This is a genomic window from Dyella sp. NPDC103356 (genome assembly GCF_055584465.1).
This window is the reverse complement of sequence record NZ_JBVJLZ010000004.1, coordinates 529,097-544,420: the sequence shown is the minus strand read 5'-3', so window position 1 is coordinate 544,420 and position 15,324 is coordinate 529,097. Positions and strand designations below refer to the sequence as shown.

The window sequence follows — 15,324 nt, the reverse complement described above, 5'->3', positions numbered from 1 at the left end:
GGCTAATCCCTCAAGTTAACTTGAGGTCAAGCCATGCCCTCCCCCGAACTCAGCGTGGGTGAACTCGCCAGGCGAAGCGGCGTGGCCGTATCGGCGCTGCACTTCTACGAATCACGCGGTTTGATCCGCAGCATGCGCAATGCCGGAAATCAGCGCCGCTACACGCGGGACGTGCTGCGGCGGATTGCCTTGATCCGCATCGCCCAGCGCGTTGGCCTTTCGCTACGAGACATCCAGGACGCACTGGCGCAGCTGCCCGATTCGCGCACACCCACACGCGCGGACTGGATGCGCCTGTCACGTGCATGGAGGCACACGCTCGATGCACGTGTGGCTCAATTGCTGGCCTTGCGCGACCAGCTCAGCGACTGCATCGGCTGCGGCTGCCTTTCGTTGCAACGCTGCAAGCTGAGCAATCCGGCCGATTGTCTTGCCGATAAAGGCAACGGCGCGTTGCGCTGGCCTGCCGACGAGTGACGCGTTACCCGCGTCTCTACTTAACTTACGGCGACCAGGAACGATTCGCCGTGAGCAGGCTTCAGACCATCGGCTCGATCGGCAAAATAGCGCTGGACCAGATCCGCAGTGGAGACGTGAGTGGCCTGCCGAAAACCCGCCTCGTTTGCCAGCGCCAGCATCTCCATCGGCTTGAAGAAGCTGAGAAAGGGCGTGCCGGCGGCACGTGCACGCTCATGTAGCGCCTGGTGCTGAGGACGCTCTTTCGCATCGATCAGGTCCAGCGGCAGCAGGAACGTCATGGCCAGCGTGGATGCCGGCGCAAGCTGGGCGACCTGTCGCAGCAATGCGATATTCGCGTCCCGCCGGAGGTACATGGAGACGCCTGTGGAAGCCACCACCGCCGGCTTGAACGGATCGAAGCCCGCACGCAGCAGTTCGTTCCACCACGACTGCCCGGCCTCGAAATCGACCGATACCAGCTTCAGCCACTCAGGAACGCCGAACCCAAGCTCGACAAGGCGATGCCGTTTCCATGCTTGCGGACCGGGTTGATCGACTTCGAAGACGCGCATACGCGAAGCAATCCCGGCCCGGCGCTGGGCGAATGTGTCCAGACCCGCACCGAGAAGCACATACTGGCTAACGCCAAGACCGACCTGTTCCGTAACCAGGTCTTCGATGAAACGCGCCCGGCCCACCACACCCGCCCGGTAACCTGATGTCCCTGCAAGATCCATATCCGGACGCTGCCGCCAATCATCGGGTGGATCGATCAACCGAAGGCCAACGGTGTCTTCGAAGACATGCGGCGCAGCATCGGCCTCAACATGCATCGCGCGCCACAGCGCAACACGCGCGGCTGTACCTTCCGGCTTCAGGCTTTGGTCGTCACTCATGGCGATCTTCTCAACGATCGGGTTGCGATCTTCGGCATCAGAGATTCGGCGGTAACGGGGCTTCTACCGCAAGCTGGCGTCCATCGGGATCGTTCAGCAACATCTGCAGCGCAGGCCAATGCTGTTTCTCAAAGGGCTGGGTTACCGTGCCGCTGCGCGGCGGCGTGAATTGCGCAGCGTCGTCGATCGCAACGCCAAGCACGACTTGCAGGACGTGATCGCTCGGGCGCTCCGCCACAAAAATGTAGGGACCGCCGTGGGGATGGCGCAGGCGACCGGAATGATGGTCGGTCTCGAATTCGAGTTCATAACCGAGGTCCTGCCAGAACGCTACGGTTTTGCCCCAGTTATGCGTTTCGATGAGGATGCCATCGATGCCATTGGTCTTCATGCTACCTCCGCTTTCGCTGTTGTGCGTCGAGATAAGCGCGCAATGCGGCGGCAACGATCGCCGATAGCGATTGCTCGGTTTCAACCGCGTGATGCTTCACCTCGCGAACCAGTTCGGTGGGCAAGTACACGTTGAATTGCTTGACGGTGTCTGCCATTCGCCACAAAATCATTGCTAGGATGCTAGCATCCTAGTTCGATATTATTTGCAGTGCAAGCGCCGGTCGCGACTGAAGTCGCTCCTACAGACTCAGGCAGGCTTGGCTAGCTTGCAGGAGCGATTTCAGTCGCGACCGCACTGTGAATGCGCTCTTCGGGCGGCATCACATTGCCGCTGCACGAAATCGGCTTCTCTGGCGATAGCTCGGCCAACCTGCGCGCCAAGTCGATATCTACGATGTGGCCATGAAGGAACAGTAAGTCACGCCAGGGCCACGGCATCGGACGCTCCTGATAAGGGTCGAGCAACCGGAGCCTGGTCGACCGTATCGCCCTCAAACGGCGTAGCCATCATCGATGGGCGCATACTCATCTGCCGATACCAGGACTGCAATCGCGGCCGCCCCACCTCGAAGTCGTAGACCTGCCGAAACGCTATCCAGCTCAATGCGGTAGCCAATGCGATGTCGCCGATGTCGGGCTCCCTGTCCTGCTCGATCGTCGCTTCTAGAAAATCGCACGCTGCAATGATCTTTTGCCGATAGCCTTCACGCAGCGGAGCCCAGCGAACCACCTCCGGGCGACGGTCGGTCTCCCAACGAACTGCGATGCCAGCATCGGCGATGCCCATGGCAACCGCCTGATTGCGAAGCGCCATGAAACGCTGCGCGGACGACGCCGGAAAGAGTTTTCGTCCTTGCTGCAAGCCATCCAGGTATTCGCAGATCACGCTGGAGTCGAACAGTACGGTCTGGTCGTCGCAGATCAGCACGGGCACCTTGCCCAATGGATTGAGCGCAAACACTTCTTCGTTCCGGAGCGTCGGGCTGGTTTCGTGATGAATCACTTCCAGTTGCCCGGCCAGCCCCATCTCATGGGCGGCGACCAGGACTTTGCGCGCATAGGGTGAATGCGACTGGTACAGGAGCTTCATGGGTCAACGCGTTCCAACTCGGTGCGGGGTATGCCCTATGCTAGTTACCCGTGACGCGGCTAGTCCGCGACTGTTTATATCAAGACGGGTTTTTCCCCCGACCTGAGCAGGCTGCACGCACAGATGCCCATGGACCTCGACAAACTTGACCGGCGCATTCTGGCCATTGTCCAGAAGGACACGCGCCGCCCTGCCGAGCTGATCGGCGCCGAGATCGGCCTCTCTGCTTCGGCGGTGCAACGACGCATTGCCCGGATGCGCGACGAAGCCATCATTACGGCCGAAGTTGCCGTGGTCGATCCCAAAAGCGTCGGTCATCCCCTGACCATGATCGTGGATGTCGAAGTCGAGCGGGAGCGCCCCGAGCTGCTGGCCAGTCTCAAGCAATGGATCGCCACCGAACCGCTGATCCAGGAAGCCTGGTATGTCACCGGCGCGGGCGACTATGTGCTCATCGTCGTCGCGCGCGATGTGGAAGATTTCGAAGCGGTGATGCAAAGAATGGTTACGGAAAACGCGAATGTACGACGCTTCCAGACACGGGTCGCATTGAGCACGCTCAAACGCGGCCTGCTGGTCCCCATGGACCCGTCGGCCGACTAACTCCTGTGCAGCCGCGCGAGATCGGGGCGGGCGAGATGCCCACCCCGGGAGCGATCAATGACCCGCGCTCTGCCCGCCGTCGACATGCAGGATCTCGCCCGTGACAAATCCTGCGCCATCGAGATAAAGAATCGCGTCCACGACATCGGAAACCTCACCCATCCGACCGACCGGATGCAATCCCGCGAGCATGGCGTGAGTCTCTGGAGCGTGCATCGGTGTCTTGATGACGCCGGGCGCCACGGCGTTCACCCGGATGCCGCGCTTGGCGTACTCGATGGCGAGCGACTTGGTCGCGGCGTTCAAGCCGCCTTTCGTGAGCGATGCCAGCACCGACGGAACGCCTTCGATGGCCTGTTCGGCAAGCGTCGTGGTGATGTTGACGATATGTCCGCTGCCCTGTTTCTCCATCTCCGCGATCGCCAGCTGCGTGATATGGAAAAACCCGTTCAGATTCACCGCAAGAATGCTTGCATAGTCTTCTTGGGAGTAGGCGGTAAACGGTTTGGCGACGAATACGCCTGCGTTGTTCACCAAGGTATCGATACGGCCGAAACGCGACATGGCTTCGGAAACGATGCGCTCGGCGACAGCGCGATCGGAGATATCGCCCGGCACGGCGATGACATCGGGGTCACTCGACGGCTTGATCGAACGGGAATTGGCGATCACGCGATAATTGCGATCGCGGAACGCCTTGACCACGCTTGCACCAATACCTTGCGATGCGCCGGTAACGATGGCGACTTTCTGTTGGCTAGTCATGATGTATCACTCCAAGAGGAAGGGGCCCGACTCAGTGCCGGGATGTCTTCAATCTAGGAGCACGCTGCCGATTAGCGAATCCCCGCTATTCGGCAGACTTTCTTCCGCGCCGCGGTGGAATCGCCGGATCGGGGGCCATCTCGATCTCTCTGGCCCGGGATGCGAATATCGTGCGCAGACGCGGAAGCGCGAAGTCGACGAACGCACGCACCTTGGGCACCGCAAGACGGCCGTATGGCGATACCAGATGCACCGGAATGAGCGCAGGCTCGGCGTCGGCCAGGACGATGCGAAGCAATCCTTGCTTGACCTCCTGTGCGACGTGATAAGAGAGCAGCCGCGACACGCCATACCCTTCGAGCGTCGACTCCACCGCGGCGCGCACGTTGTTGATCACCAGACGCGGCACCAGCGAGACGGAGCGCGGAACCGACGAACCCGCCAAGGGAGGAAAGCTCCATGACTCCTGCCCCATATGCGACATGGCGATGATCTGATGCTTGGCCAGGTCGGCAATCTCCGCAATCCGCGGATGCGTCGCCAGATAACGCGGCGATGCCACGATAACTCTTCGAACTTCGCCCACCCGATGCGCCACCAGCGTCGAGTCGGCCAGGTGCGTAATGCGCAACGCGAGGTCCATGCCTTCATCGATCAGATTGACCGGCCGCTCCAGCATATGCATCCGCACATTGACCGTCGGGTATTCGTCCATGAACGCGTCGACGATGGGGCGCAGTATCTCCACGCCGCTGAACACAGTGGAGGTAATCGTCAAGGTGCCTCTGGGCACGGATTTTTCGCCGGCGACATTCCTGTCTGCTTCTTCCAGATCCAGGAGTACTTTTCTACAGGCCAGGGCATAACGCTCGCCCGCCTCGCTCAGCTTGATCGACCGGGTGGTGCGATGGAGCAGCGGCACGCCGACATGCGCCTCGAGAAATGCCACCGCCCTGCTTACCGCCGCCGCCGAACGCCCGGTTCGGCGACTGGCACCCGCGAGGCTGCCCTCATCGAGCGCCGCGATAAAGACCTTCATGGCATCAAGGCGATCCATGAAAGCCCCCTGTGAATGTGCGATGTGGACGTAGAGACATGTTGTCGATTGGACCACCACGCGGTACGCGCGTCGATAGCCTGGGCTGCCGCTACGGCTTCACGCCTTCTTGCTTTTCGTCGCTTTCGCTCGCACAGCCGCGGGCGCTTTCTTCTTCGACTTGCTCTGGTTGTAGGCAATGGCGGCCCGAATGAGCTTTTTCAGAGCGGCACTATCGACCTTGTCGCCTTCGAAGTAATCAATCGCTCGTCGCGCGTTGCCGTCGAGACCCGCGTTGAACAGTTTGTCGGGATCGGGAAGGCTCGCCCCATAGGAGAAAGTCAGCTTCACCTTTCCTTTGTGGGCATTGGCCACCGCGATGATGCCATCGCGATACCACACCGGGCTGCCCATCCATTTCCATTCCTCGACGATCTCCGGGTCGGCCGCAAGGATGCTCTTGCGGACGGCGGCGAATGTCTTGCCGCGCCAATCCTCGATACTCGCGATCAACTGGTCGATACGTTCGGATGGATTCATGGAATCTTTCGCCTTGCATGCTGGCCCCGTGCCGATCGCGAGTATCGCCATTCATGCCCGGCGTAACAAATGCAATGCAGCACCGCTCATCCAGGCACATTCCATAGTCGCCGAGCCTCTTCGGCAACCACGTCCGGCAGTTCTTCCGGGAAAAACAGCTTGGCTTGCTCGACCCGGCGAACGCCCAGCGAATGACCGAAGCTGCGATCCAGATAGTCCGGACCGGCCGGCGAGAAGATGGTGTCGCCCGTGCCCCATACGATGCGCGCAGGCACGGAGCTACGTTTGAGTAATGGCCCAATGCCGATCAACGGATTGTGTTCCAGCCCGATGGTGTAGGCCTGCACGAGCTCCCTGCGCCTCGTCGTGCTGATCAATGGCGGAAAGTAGTACTCGTTCGCCTCGTCGGTGGGATGGGTCGGATAGGTATAGAGATCCCGGTACTCCCGGCGAGCCCGATCCTTGTCTGCGATCCAGGGCGCTATAAGCCGCTCCGGCAGGGTCCCAGCGTGCGCCCATTCCAGCGTCTTTTTCAGTGCAGCCGGCGGGCTATCGGGTTCGGTGTCGCAATTGGTGAGCAGTATGCTGCGGACCCTGGCGGGATGCCGCACAAGTAGCAGTTGCGCAGCCTGGCCTCCGCTATCGCTGGCAACGATGTCGACCTTGTCTATGGACAGCGCATCCAGGAAGCTCACCATCATCGCCACCTGCGCATCCGGCGTCACGCTCTGCCCCCGGGCCACTTCGGTATAGCCCAGCCCCATCAGGTCCAGCGCAATACAACGACGGTGTGCCGACAGTCGTTCCAGCGCACCGCGCCACTGGAACCCGTTGAGCAGGTATCCGTGCACAAACAGCGCAGCGGCGCCATTGCCACGCTCCACATAGGCGATATCGCCAAAAGGCGTTTTCGCATAGCGCCGCAACGCGCGGTATGCCGCCGCGTTCATCGGTTGCGATGCATTCGTTTGCGCCGCGCCCGGGTGCGCATTCGCACGCGACGCATAACTGCCCATGACCGCGCCGACCAAAGTGGTGCCGGTCAATGCCAGAAACTCTCTTCGTCTCATGCCGATTCTCCGGGCAACCCATGTCACGGCAATATGGGTTGCCGGGCCAACGCTTCGCGCGCATAAATGGCCGATAGCGGGCACGGGCGGTTTTTTTCTTGCGCCACGCCGGAGGACATAGAAGAATCCGGTCATGAGCGACGGTTCCCCGCGCCACCCCGATACCACACCGCCCTCCCCGTCTGCGGTTGCGCCCGATGGCGGCCAGAAGCGCGTGCCACTGGCCGATCTTGTGACGGTGCCAGTCCCTTCGGGATATATCGAGCCCCCGGTCGATGACCGCTTCCACACGTTCGACTATCACCTGGGCCAACCCGTTCAGGTGACCTGCCGCATGGACGGGCAGGAACGGCACGGTCTTCAGATCCAGGGGCACTGCTCCATCGTGCCGGCAGGAACGGCGCATCGCTGGATGTTCGATCGACCGGCCGGCGCATTTCTGGTTCGCCTGTCACCGGCGTTCGTGCAGGAAACCGCCGATGCGATGAACATAAAGCCGCACGTCGCCGAGCTCGCACCGCGCATCCAGATGCGCGATGCGCAGATCGAACGCATCGGCTGGATCATGCAAGCCGAAGACCATGAGGGTTGCCCGACCGGACGGCTGTTCATGGACAGCCTCGCCACCGCGCTGGCGGCGCGCATGATCGCACTGCAGACACGCCGCGATGAGCCGCAGCCCAAATCCGGACGCGGCCTGCCGCCATGGCGGCTGCGCCGGGTGATCGAATACATCGAGGTGAACCTCGATCGGAATCTCGCGCTCGCCGAGCTCGCCGATGTGGCCGGTTTCAGCCTGTCGCACTTCAAGTCGCTGTTCAAGCAGGCGGCGGGGACACCGGTGCATCGCTTCGTGCTCGAGCGGCGCGTGGAGCGCGCACGTGCGCTGTTGCTGAAGGGCGAGAAAAGCATGACCGAGATCGCCATGGAATGTGGCTTTGCCCACTCCAGTCATATGGCGCGCTGCATGCGCAATCTGCCGGGGCGTGGCGCTTAAAAAGATGGCAGTGGCTTCAGAAAAGCTGCTGCGTACCGCCATCTTCGTTGCCGCATCGAGCTTCGCTGCACCGCGTGCACACGCAAGGCGATATAGCGTCGCTTCGTAACTCCCCCACCGGGATTCTCATGAGCGATCGCCCCAAGCCATCCATAAGCATCCGGGCACTCGAAAGCGTCAATTTTTTCATGGCTGACGTACAGGCGGGAATCGGACCGTTTCTCGGCGTTTTCCTGCAGGCGCAAGGGTGGCATCCCCGCGCGATCGGCGCGGTCATGACGCTGGGCGGCCTGGTAGGCATGCTTGCCACGGCGCCGGCAGGCGCCCTGGTGGATGCCACATCCCGCAAGCGAATGCTGGTGGTCAGCGGTAGCGTGTTGACTGTGCTGGCGTCGGCTTTGCTGTTGGTGTCATCGTCCGTCTGGGTGGTGTCGCTGTCCCAGGTGAGCACGGCTGTTGCGGGCGCCGCGCTGGGTCCGGCGCTCGCGGGCATCACCCTGGGCATGGTTCGAAAGGCGGGCTTTGACCGCCAGTTTGGCCGAAATCAGGCCATCAACCATGCCGGGAATGTGGTGGGTGCGGGCCTGTCTGGCCTGCTTGGCTGGAAGTTCGGGTTCGTCGCGATCATTGGCTTGTCCGCGCTGTTTGCCGTGCTTGCCATTATCAGCGTGCTGCTGATCCGGCACGATGCGATTGACCATGAGGCTGCGCGTGGCCTCGAAAAAAAGCTGGCCGACCCGCACCAGGTATCGGGGCTACACGTCCTGCTTACCTGCAAGCCCCTGCTGATTCTCGCGTTGGCCCTGCTGCTGTTTCATCTTGGGAATGCAGCCATGCTGCCGCTCTATGGCATGGCCGTGGTCGCCGCTCACCAGGGCAATCCCGCGTTGTTTACGGCGTTGACCATCGTCGTCGCGCAGGCGGTGATGGTCGTGATGTCGATCCTGGCTATCGGGTGGATGCGCAGCCGGGGACATTGGTTCGTGATCCTGCTGACTTTTCTCGCACTACCCGTGCGCGGCCTCGTTGCCGCCTCCTTCATTGCGGACTGGGGCGTCTGGCCGGTCCAGGCGCTCGATGGCGTGGGGGCGGGCCTGCAAAGCGTGGCGGTACCCGCCATGGTTGCGCAATTGCTGCAGGGCACGGGCCGTGTGAACGTTGGACAGGGGGCGCTGATGACCATACAGGGCATCGGCGCGGCATTGAGCCCACTACTCGGCGGATGGGTGGCCGAAGCCTTCGGCTTCCGTTCCTCTTTCCTGCTGCTGGGAACCATCTCTTTGGGCTCCCTGGCATTGTGGTGTGCTTTCCGATCGACGCTGCGCACCAGCGGGGACGACGCCATCGCCGCCCCCGCTATCGCGCCATCGTGACTATCGGCCATGCCGTGCGAGGCGCCATCGCCGGGCCGCCCAAGGCATGTTCAAAGCATGCTCAAGGAAGAATGACGGCGGGACCCAGCAGTTGCCTGTCCGCAATGGCCTTGTGCGCCAAAACAATGTCCTGCAGCTTGAAGAAGACAGGATCGATCTCGCCAAGATCGCCCCGCGCATACGCTGCAAAGAGCTCCTCGCTCGCCTCGGCCAACACGGTCGGACCGTTGACGACCTGCCCCGTGACCGGCTGGCTGTATCGAATCATCCGGCGCTCGATTTCAGCACTGTCCTTTGCTTCGGGTTCGCCGGAGGCACTGCCCAGATGCACGAAGGAACCGCCTTTGCGCAGGACTTCGATCGATGAGGCGAAGGTGGCCTTCCCCACCATTTCGTAGACCACGTCGACGCCTTGACCACCGGTCAGGTTGCGAATCTGCTCGACGAATGTCGCCGAATCGCTGGACAGCACGTGATCGAAACCGCGAGCGCGAAGCGACCGGGCTTTCTGCTCCGAGCCTGCCGTTGCAATAACCGTGGCGCCAAGCGCACGAGCCCATGCGGCTACCAGCAGACCGACGCCACCGGTAGCGCCCTGAACCAGGGCAACGTCGCCCGGCTTGATGACATGCACACGCTTGACCAGCATCCACGCGGTCAATCCTTTTGTCAGGATGGCCGCAGCGATTTTCGTGCTGATCGTCGCCGGCAATTTCACCAGCGCATCGGCGGCAATCAGCCTTACATCGCTGTATGCCCCGGGTGAGAAGAAGTACGCAACACGATCGCCCACGTCGAGATGGGCTACACCAGGGCCCTGCTCTTCGATGACACCCGCGCCCTCGATACCCATGTCCAAAGGCAACGGCATGGCGAAGGCGCCGTTACGAAAAAGCGTGTCTACAAAATTGAGCCCGATGGCTTCATGCCGAAGCCGGACCTGCCCGGCGCCCGGGCGCTCGATCGGCTCGGGCGTCGGCTCATATCGCAGCACGTCGGGACCGCCGGCTTCATAGATTCGAACGCGATGGTGGGTCATGGAAAACTCCTCGGCGGTCGGATGTCGCCGCCTCATGGATAGACAAAGGGATGCTTCGCTCTCAACCAACGGAGCGAATTGTCATTGTCATGACGGTGAGGATAAAGATGGGAAAATATGCAACTATGTTCCCATATGGGTGACAATAAAGCCCCCCTCGGGAGCTCCGTATGGATCGCTTCAACGCCGTGGTTGCCTTCATCCGCGTGGTCGACGCCGGCAGCTTCACGCGCGCGGCCGACTCCCTGGAGCTGCCACGCAACTCCGTTACCAAGCTGGTGCAATTTCTCGAGCGCGAACTCGGCGTTCAACTACTGAACCGCACGACACGTCGCGTGTCGCTCACCAGCGAAGGCGTTGCGTACTACCAGCGCATGTCCCGCGTACTCGATGAATGGCGGGAGGCGGAGGCGGACCTGGCGGTGAAACACGCACGCCCTCGCGGACGCATACGTGTCGACATGGCATCGGCCATGGCCACGCAGATCGTGATACCGGCGTTGCCGGACTTCTACGCGCGCTATCCGGATCTGCAACTCGATATCGGCGTCAGCGACAGGCCCAGTGATCTGCTCGGCGATCAGATCGATTGCCTTGTGCGCGGAGGGAAAGTCACCGATCCAGGCCTGGTGGCCCGTCATCTTGGCGACCTGCCGCTCGTGCTCTGCGCCTCGAAGTCGTACCTCGCGCGCCATGGTGTTCCAGCGCATCCGTCCGATCTCGAGCGCGATCATGTCGTCGTGCGTTATTTCTTCGCCGGAACGGGACGCACGCAGCCCATCGTGATGCGTGCGGCGGGCGAGGAAATCACCGTCCATGGGCGCTATCAGATCGCGGTCAACGATGCCAACGCACTATTGGCTGCGGGTGTCGCAGGACTCGGTATCGTGCAGACCCCTGCAGCGATTGCCAAGGCGCATATCGATGAAGGAAGGCTCACCACCGTGCTCGATCACTGGTCGCTCGAAACCATTCCGATCTCCATCGTCTTTGCACCGACACGCCATCTCAGCGCCAGGGTGCGCTTGTTCGTCGACTGGATGGTCGAGCTATTTGGCGGCGCTTCCCAGGCGAAACTGCCCTGACAGTAGATTACGCGGCAGGGAGCTTCTGACGAAGCCGGTGCGCCGCCTGTTTCGCACGATTGCCGCAGATCGCCATGCTGCACCAGCGACGCGCATGACCTCTCGTGTGATCGGCGAAAAGCAAGGTGCATGCAGGTCCCTCGCACGCTTTCACATACGAGAAATCCTCTTCGCAAACCAATCGCGCCATGGCCTCGGCGATCGGCAGCAACAAGGCATCGGGTGACGTCCAACGCCGCATCGGGGTCAGCGTGAATATCGACGATTCCCCCGCGACGATCTCTGTGTAGCGCTCATCGCGAGTCAACAGCTCGTTGAGCGGCGCAAGTTCCATCAGGTCCGCTTCCGCCAGCGGACGCCCCTTGTGCTCACGCACAAAAGCACGAAACCACTCGCGAAGCGCCCTCGCCTGCGCCGCAAGTCGGTCGACTTCTCCGGGAATGGCCCGCTCGCGTGCCGAGCGGAGCACCTCTTCGGGCACCAGCCCCGCTTGCTGAAGCCAGCTCAACAGTCCCTCACCGTCTTCGAGCGTATCGACCGGCGTCTCCACCGGCGTGAAGACGGAATTGAGGAAGTCCAGTCCGAGCGAGTCGGCGAGGAAAAGGGCGGGCATTGATGAAGTCATGAGGCGTTCTCCTGAGTTTAGAGTAACCATCCAAAGGCATGTTGACAAGTTACTTTCCCTTGAGTAACCTCTTAAACAACATTTAGGCGGTTACGTGAATTTCAAGCCGCCGGCCCGCCTCCGCCGTTGAGGCATTACCACATAGGAACTGGCACAAATGAACGCAAAGGCCGTCACCGTAGTTTTCGCCCACGGCGCCTGGGCAGACGAGTCGAGCTGGACCAAGGTGGTGGACCTGCTCCAGTCCAGAGGGATCAAGACAGTTACTTTCGCATTGCCGCTGTCTTCGTTGCCCGACGACGTGGCGGCGCTCGATGGCGCTCTTGAACGAGCCGATGGGCCGGCGATCCTGGTCGGTCATGCCTATGCGGGCGCCGTCATCGCGGCGACGCAGAGCGACAAGGTGAAAGCGCTCGTCTACGTCGCGGGCCTGGCACCGGACGAGGGCGAGACGGTCGCGGATGTGTTCTATCGTTACGAACACGACAGCAAGGCGCCGGCCCTGGCGCCGGACAGCGACGGCTGGATCCGCTTGCCGGTGGAAGCTTTTGAAACCGCGTTCGCGCAACACGCGACAACGCAGGAACTCAAGCTGCTGGCTGCAGCCCAGCGGCCCATTTCGCCGGCAAGCATCACGGTCCCCGTGGGAGCGCCACTGTGGAAGCGCGTCCCCAGCTGGTACCTGGTGGCGCAACGCGATCACATGATTCCCGAAAAGACGCAGCGTTTCATGGCCGAACGCATGAACGCACACATCAGTGCCTATCCGGTCGATCACTTGCCGAGCGTAACCGCGCCTTCGCTGGTCGTGGACGTCATCGTCGACGCCATACAACAGAGCGCAGCTTGAAGTCCGTATTCAATCTCTCACAGCATCGAACGATGACGTGTCATGCGCGTACAGAAGATACTCGATAGCCGGATTGCTGCATTTTCCGATGGCGTGATCGCCGTCATCATCACCATCATGGTGCTAGACCTCAAGGCGCCGGAAGCAGGCACGTTTACTGCACTCTGGCTGCTGTGGCCGACGTTGCTGAGCTATGCGGTGAGCTATCTGTTCATTGCGATCGTCTGGGTGAATCACCACCACCTGTTGCAACTGGCGCATCGCACGACACCGCGGCTCATCTGGGTCAACTTCGCACATCTGTTTGCGGTGTCGCTGGTTCCGTTCACTACCGCCTGGGTTGCTCGTACCGAACTGGCGACAGCACCGGTCGTGGTTTATGCAGCGATCTTTGTTTGCGTGAATCTGGCGTATCGGATGTTTGAGGAAGAAGTCCTCAAACAGGCAGGTGCCACGCAAATGTGCGGACCCATGCGTCGCATGCTGCGGCGCCGCTCGCTGACCACGCTCGTCATCTTCGCCAGTGCGTCGCTCATATCGATGGTCGCGCCACTTGCCGGCTTCGGCATGATCTTTGGTGCCCTCCTGCTCTATCTGCGGCCGGACGTGCCGGGCCGCTGGCATATGACGAAGCACCGCCTGAGTTTGTAGGAGCGGCTTCAGCCGTAACCCACGTTTACGTCACGACTGGTCGCGATTGAAGTCGCTCCTACAAAAAAACACACCGTAATTCATCCCATTCCAACTGCACATAGAGGAAAGCCGCCATGTCCACGATTCGCTATCGCCAGGTTCTTGTCGATGATTTCAATATTTTCTATCGCGAAGCCGGCACACCCGGAAAGCCGAAACTGTTGTTGCTTCATGGCTTCCCGACCTCCAGCCATATGTTCCGCGATCTCATTCCCTTGCTGAGCGAGAACTTTCATATCGTCGCGCCGGATTTGCCGGGCTTTGGTCGATCGGACATGCCGTCGCGCGATAAATTCACCTACAGCTTCGACAACATCGCCAACGCGATCGACCGCTTTACCGAAGTCATCGGCTTTGATCACTTCGCCATCTATGTTTTCGATTACGGCGCACCGACCGGCTTCCGTATCGCCGTCAAGCATCCGGAGCGCATCACCGGCATCATTTCTCAGAATGGCAACGCCTATGAAGATGGCTTGAGTGACGGCTGGAGCCCCATGCGCGCCTACTGGGAGAACCCGTCGGACGCAAACCGCGAGGCACTGCGTGCGTTCCTGGCACCGGGGACCACACGCTGGCAGTACATCCATGGCGTCGCCGAAGAATCCCTGGTATCGCCCGACGGCATCGCGCTGGATAACTACTACCTCGCTCGCGAAGGCATGGACGATATCCAGCTGGATCTGTTCCTCGATTACCAGAGCAACCTTGCGCTCTATCCGACCTTCCAGGCTTATTTTCGCAAGCACCACCCGCGTTTCCTGGCAGTGTGGGGCAAGAACGATCCGTTCTTCCTGCCTCCGGGTGCCGAAGCGTTCAAGCGCGACATCCCGGATGCGCAGATTCGCTTCGTCGATACCGGGCATTTCGCTCTGGAGACGCATGCGAGCGAGATCGCGGATGCCATTCGCACCTTCTTTGCTGATTGATTGGAAATCCGGAGCACTGCCATGTCCAACTCAACTGCCATAGTCACCGGAGCCAGCCAGGGCATCGGTCAAGCCACGGCCATTCGCCTGGCCAAGGATTTCCGCCACGTTGTGCTGGTGGCGAGAAATCGCGAACACCTGCTGGAGACGGCGAAAGCCGTTATCGCGCACGGCGCAGAACCCCTGGTTATCGATATCGATCTTGCAGAGAAGGCGTCTGCACGAATTGTTGTCGAAACGACATTGTCCGCATTCGGCCGCATCGATGCCCTGGTCAATATCGCCGGTGCCGTACCGCAGGTCGATTTGTTCGAGATGACCGATGAGCAATGGGACGGCGGTATGGCACTCAAGCTGCACGGTGCACGGCGCCTGACGATCGAAGCCTGGGACGCTCTCAAGAAAGCAGGTGGCTCGGTGGTATTCACGTCAGGTAACTCGGCGATTTTTCCGAAAGCACCCTACGCTGCCGTCGGCACTATCAATGCAGCCATTGCCGCCTTGGCGAAAGCCTTTTCGGATCGAGGTATCCCCGATGGTGTGCAGGTTAACAGCGTACTGCCCGGCCCGGTCATGACCGGCCGCCGCCGCTCCTATCTCGAACATTGGGCATCGCTGCATGACATGACAGTGGCCGAGGCGATGGATCGTTTTCCTCGCGAGGCGGGCATTGCCCGCTACGGCGAGCCGGAAGAGATCGCAGAACTCATGGCTTTTCTGGTGTCGCCTGCGGCGCGCTGGATGACCGGCACCATGCTTCGCATGGATGGCGGTGAGGTGAAATCTGTTTAGCGGTAAATGCACGGACCTACGGCCTCTCTGCGTAACAACGTGGCATGAGTGGATAGCGCTAGAATTCCTATGGGATCCAGGGGAAGGCT

At 61.0% G+C, this 15,324-nt stretch carries 19 protein-coding genes; 9 read left to right on the top strand and 10 right to left on the bottom strand.

Annotated elements, in window-relative coordinates:
• Positions 1-33 precede the first annotated feature (33 nt).
• Positions 34-477: a redox-sensitive transcriptional activator SoxR gene (gene soxR, locus ACZ6WW_RS12295; protein ID WP_465274442.1), complete on the top strand. Its 444-nt coding sequence runs from the start codon at positions 34-36 to the stop codon at positions 475-477.
• Positions 478-497: 20 nt separating this feature from the next.
• Here soxR and ACZ6WW_RS12290 read toward each other — a convergent pair whose 3' ends face one another.
• From ACZ6WW_RS12290 to ACZ6WW_RS12275, 4 genes are all read right to left on the bottom strand, one after another.
• Entirely contained in the window at positions 498-1,355 is an 858-nt protein-coding gene (locus ACZ6WW_RS12290) for a class I SAM-dependent methyltransferase (RefSeq protein WP_465274441.1), read from the bottom strand.
• Positions 1,356-1,392: 37 nt separating this feature from the next.
• A complete protein-coding gene (locus ACZ6WW_RS12285) occupies positions 1,393-1,746 on the bottom strand; it encodes a hypothetical protein (RefSeq protein WP_465274440.1) in 354 nt (117 codons plus the stop codon).
• Position 1,747: 1 nt separating this feature from the next.
• Positions 1,748-1,903 carry a ribbon-helix-helix protein, CopG family gene (locus tag ACZ6WW_RS12280; RefSeq protein WP_281850886.1) on the bottom strand — a complete coding sequence of 52 codons (156 nt, stop codon included), beginning with the start codon at positions 1,901-1,903 and terminating at the stop codon, positions 1,748-1,750.
• Between the two features lie 263 nt (positions 1,904-2,166).
• Positions 2,167-2,838 (bottom strand): glutathione S-transferase family protein, encoded by a 672-nt coding sequence (locus tag ACZ6WW_RS12275; protein ID WP_465274439.1) that lies wholly within the window; start codon positions 2,836-2,838, stop codon positions 2,167-2,169.
• A 129-nt stretch (positions 2,839-2,967) separates the two neighbouring features.
• Between ACZ6WW_RS12275 and ACZ6WW_RS12270 the strand changes: the two genes are divergently transcribed.
• A complete protein-coding gene (locus ACZ6WW_RS12270) occupies positions 2,968-3,441 on the top strand; it encodes an Lrp/AsnC family transcriptional regulator (RefSeq protein WP_465274438.1) in 474 nt (157 codons plus the stop codon).
• A 54-nt stretch (positions 3,442-3,495) separates the two neighbouring features.
• On the opposite strand, the gene ACZ6WW_RS12265 is transcribed toward ACZ6WW_RS12270, so the two are convergent.
• From ACZ6WW_RS12265 to ACZ6WW_RS12250, 4 genes are all read right to left on the bottom strand, one after another.
• Positions 3,496-4,206 carry an SDR family NAD(P)-dependent oxidoreductase gene (locus ACZ6WW_RS12265; RefSeq protein WP_465274437.1) on the bottom strand — a complete coding sequence of 237 codons (711 nt, stop codon included), beginning with the start codon at positions 4,204-4,206 and terminating at the stop codon, positions 3,496-3,498.
• An 85-nt stretch (positions 4,207-4,291) separates the two neighbouring features.
• Complete coding sequence (locus ACZ6WW_RS12260; protein ID WP_465274436.1) at positions 4,292-5,263, bottom strand: LysR family transcriptional regulator; 972 nt, start codon at positions 5,261-5,263, stop codon at positions 4,292-4,294.
• Positions 5,264-5,362: 99 nt separating this feature from the next.
• Positions 5,363-5,833 carry a DUF1801 domain-containing protein gene (locus ACZ6WW_RS12255; protein ID WP_465274435.1) on the bottom strand — a complete coding sequence of 157 codons (471 nt, stop codon included), beginning with the start codon at positions 5,831-5,833 and terminating at the stop codon, positions 5,363-5,365.
• Between the two features lie 35 nt (positions 5,834-5,868).
• Positions 5,869-6,852 carry an alpha/beta fold hydrolase gene (locus tag ACZ6WW_RS12250; RefSeq protein ID WP_465274434.1) on the bottom strand — a complete coding sequence of 328 codons (984 nt, stop codon included), beginning with the start codon at positions 6,850-6,852 and terminating at the stop codon, positions 5,869-5,871.
• Positions 6,853-6,985: 133 nt separating this feature from the next.
• Between ACZ6WW_RS12250 and ACZ6WW_RS12245 the strand changes: the two genes are divergently transcribed.
• The gene (locus tag ACZ6WW_RS12245) at positions 6,986-7,849 is read left to right on the top strand and encodes an AraC family transcriptional regulator (protein WP_465274433.1); all 864 of its coding nucleotides are present in this window, start codon (positions 6,986-6,988) and stop codon (positions 7,847-7,849) included.
• 128 nt (positions 7,850-7,977) lie between these two features.
• The gene (locus ACZ6WW_RS12240; protein ID WP_465274432.1) at positions 7,978-9,222 is read left to right on the top strand and encodes an MFS transporter; all 1,245 of its coding nucleotides are present in this window, start codon (positions 7,978-7,980) and stop codon (positions 9,220-9,222) included.
• 61 nt (positions 9,223-9,283) lie between these two features.
• On the opposite strand, the gene ACZ6WW_RS12235 is transcribed toward ACZ6WW_RS12240, so the two are convergent.
• A complete protein-coding gene (locus ACZ6WW_RS12235; protein ID WP_465274431.1) occupies positions 9,284-10,261 on the bottom strand; it encodes a quinone oxidoreductase family protein in 978 nt (325 codons plus the stop codon).
• Between the two features lie 170 nt (positions 10,262-10,431).
• Here ACZ6WW_RS12235 and ACZ6WW_RS12230 point away from each other — a divergent pair, with 170 nt between their 5' ends.
• Positions 10,432-11,346: a LysR family transcriptional regulator gene (locus ACZ6WW_RS12230; protein WP_465274430.1), complete on the top strand. Its 915-nt coding sequence runs from the start codon at positions 10,432-10,434 to the stop codon at positions 11,344-11,346.
• A 7-nt stretch (positions 11,347-11,353) separates the two neighbouring features.
• On the opposite strand, the gene ACZ6WW_RS12225 is transcribed toward ACZ6WW_RS12230, so the two are convergent.
• A complete protein-coding gene (locus tag ACZ6WW_RS12225) occupies positions 11,354-11,971 on the bottom strand; it encodes a CGNR zinc finger domain-containing protein (protein WP_465274429.1) in 618 nt (205 codons plus the stop codon).
• Positions 11,972-12,128: 157 nt separating this feature from the next.
• Here ACZ6WW_RS12225 and ACZ6WW_RS12220 point away from each other — a divergent pair, with 157 nt between their 5' ends.
• The 4 genes from ACZ6WW_RS12220 (at position 12,129) to ACZ6WW_RS12205 (ending at position 15,235) form a co-directional block, all read left to right on the top strand.
• Positions 12,129-12,821: an alpha/beta fold hydrolase gene (locus tag ACZ6WW_RS12220; protein ID WP_465274428.1), complete on the top strand. Its 693-nt coding sequence runs from the start codon at positions 12,129-12,131 to the stop codon at positions 12,819-12,821.
• Between the two features lie 42 nt (positions 12,822-12,863).
• Positions 12,864-13,472 carry a TMEM175 family protein gene (locus ACZ6WW_RS12215; protein WP_465274427.1) on the top strand — a complete coding sequence of 203 codons (609 nt, stop codon included), beginning with the start codon at positions 12,864-12,866 and terminating at the stop codon, positions 13,470-13,472.
• A gap of 116 nt (positions 13,473-13,588) precedes the next feature.
• A complete protein-coding gene (locus ACZ6WW_RS12210; protein ID WP_465274426.1) occupies positions 13,589-14,443 on the top strand; it encodes an alpha/beta fold hydrolase in 855 nt (284 codons plus the stop codon).
• Positions 14,444-14,464: 21 nt separating this feature from the next.
• Complete coding sequence (locus ACZ6WW_RS12205) at positions 14,465-15,235, top strand: SDR family oxidoreductase (protein ID WP_465274425.1); 771 nt, start codon at positions 14,465-14,467, stop codon at positions 15,233-15,235.
• Positions 15,236-15,324: the final 89 nt, after the last annotated feature.

Excerpts from the sequence above, each read along its gene's own strand:
- soxR (WP_465274442.1), top strand. The coding sequence starts at position 34 with ATGCCCTCCCCCGAACTCAGCGTGGGTGAACTCGCCAGGCGAAGCGGC.
- ACZ6WW_RS12280 (WP_281850886.1), bottom strand. The coding sequence starts at position 1,903 with ATGGCAGACACCGTCAAGCAATTCAACGTGTACTTGCCCACCGAACTG.
- ACZ6WW_RS12260 (WP_465274436.1), bottom strand. The coding sequence starts at position 5,263 with ATGGATCGCCTTGATGCCATGAAGGTCTTTATCGCGGCGCTCGATGAG.
- ACZ6WW_RS12210 (WP_465274426.1), top strand. The coding sequence starts at position 13,589 with ATGTCCACGATTCGCTATCGCCAGGTTCTTGTCGATGATTTCAATATT.
- ACZ6WW_RS12290 (WP_465274441.1), bottom strand. The coding sequence starts at position 1,355 with ATGAGTGACGACCAAAGCCTGAAGCCGGAAGGTACAGCCGCGCGTGTT.
- ACZ6WW_RS12270 (WP_465274438.1), top strand. The coding sequence starts at position 2,968 with ATGGACCTCGACAAACTTGACCGGCGCATTCTGGCCATTGTCCAGAAG.
- ACZ6WW_RS12240 (WP_465274432.1), top strand. The coding sequence starts at position 7,978 with ATGAGCGATCGCCCCAAGCCATCCATAAGCATCCGGGCACTCGAAAGC.
- ACZ6WW_RS12220 (WP_465274428.1), top strand. The coding sequence starts at position 12,129 with ATGAACGCAAAGGCCGTCACCGTAGTTTTCGCCCACGGCGCCTGGGCA.
- ACZ6WW_RS12245 (WP_465274433.1), top strand. The coding sequence starts at position 6,986 with ATGAGCGACGGTTCCCCGCGCCACCCCGATACCACACCGCCCTCCCCG.
- ACZ6WW_RS12285 (WP_465274440.1), bottom strand. The coding sequence starts at position 1,746 with ATGAAGACCAATGGCATCGATGGCATCCTCATCGAAACGCATAACTGG.
- ACZ6WW_RS12230 (WP_465274430.1), top strand. The coding sequence starts at position 10,432 with ATGGATCGCTTCAACGCCGTGGTTGCCTTCATCCGCGTGGTCGACGCC.
- ACZ6WW_RS12225 (WP_465274429.1), bottom strand. The coding sequence starts at position 11,971 with ATGACTTCATCAATGCCCGCCCTTTTCCTCGCCGACTCGCTCGGACTG.
- ACZ6WW_RS12265 (WP_465274437.1), bottom strand. The coding sequence starts at position 4,206 with ATGACTAGCCAACAGAAAGTCGCCATCGTTACCGGCGCATCGCAAGGT.
- ACZ6WW_RS12235 (WP_465274431.1), bottom strand. The coding sequence starts at position 10,261 with ATGACCCACCATCGCGTTCGAATCTATGAAGCCGGCGGTCCCGACGTG.
- ACZ6WW_RS12255 (WP_465274435.1), bottom strand. The coding sequence starts at position 5,833 with ATGGCGATACTCGCGATCGGCACGGGGCCAGCATGCAAGGCGAAAGAT.
- ACZ6WW_RS12205 (WP_465274425.1), top strand. The coding sequence starts at position 14,465 with ATGTCCAACTCAACTGCCATAGTCACCGGAGCCAGCCAGGGCATCGGT.
- ACZ6WW_RS12250 (WP_465274434.1), bottom strand. The coding sequence starts at position 6,852 with ATGAGACGAAGAGAGTTTCTGGCATTGACCGGCACCACTTTGGTCGGC.
- ACZ6WW_RS12215 (WP_465274427.1), top strand. The coding sequence starts at position 12,864 with ATGCGCGTACAGAAGATACTCGATAGCCGGATTGCTGCATTTTCCGAT.
- ACZ6WW_RS12275 (WP_465274439.1), bottom strand. The coding sequence starts at position 2,838 with ATGAAGCTCCTGTACCAGTCGCATTCACCCTATGCGCGCAAAGTCCTG.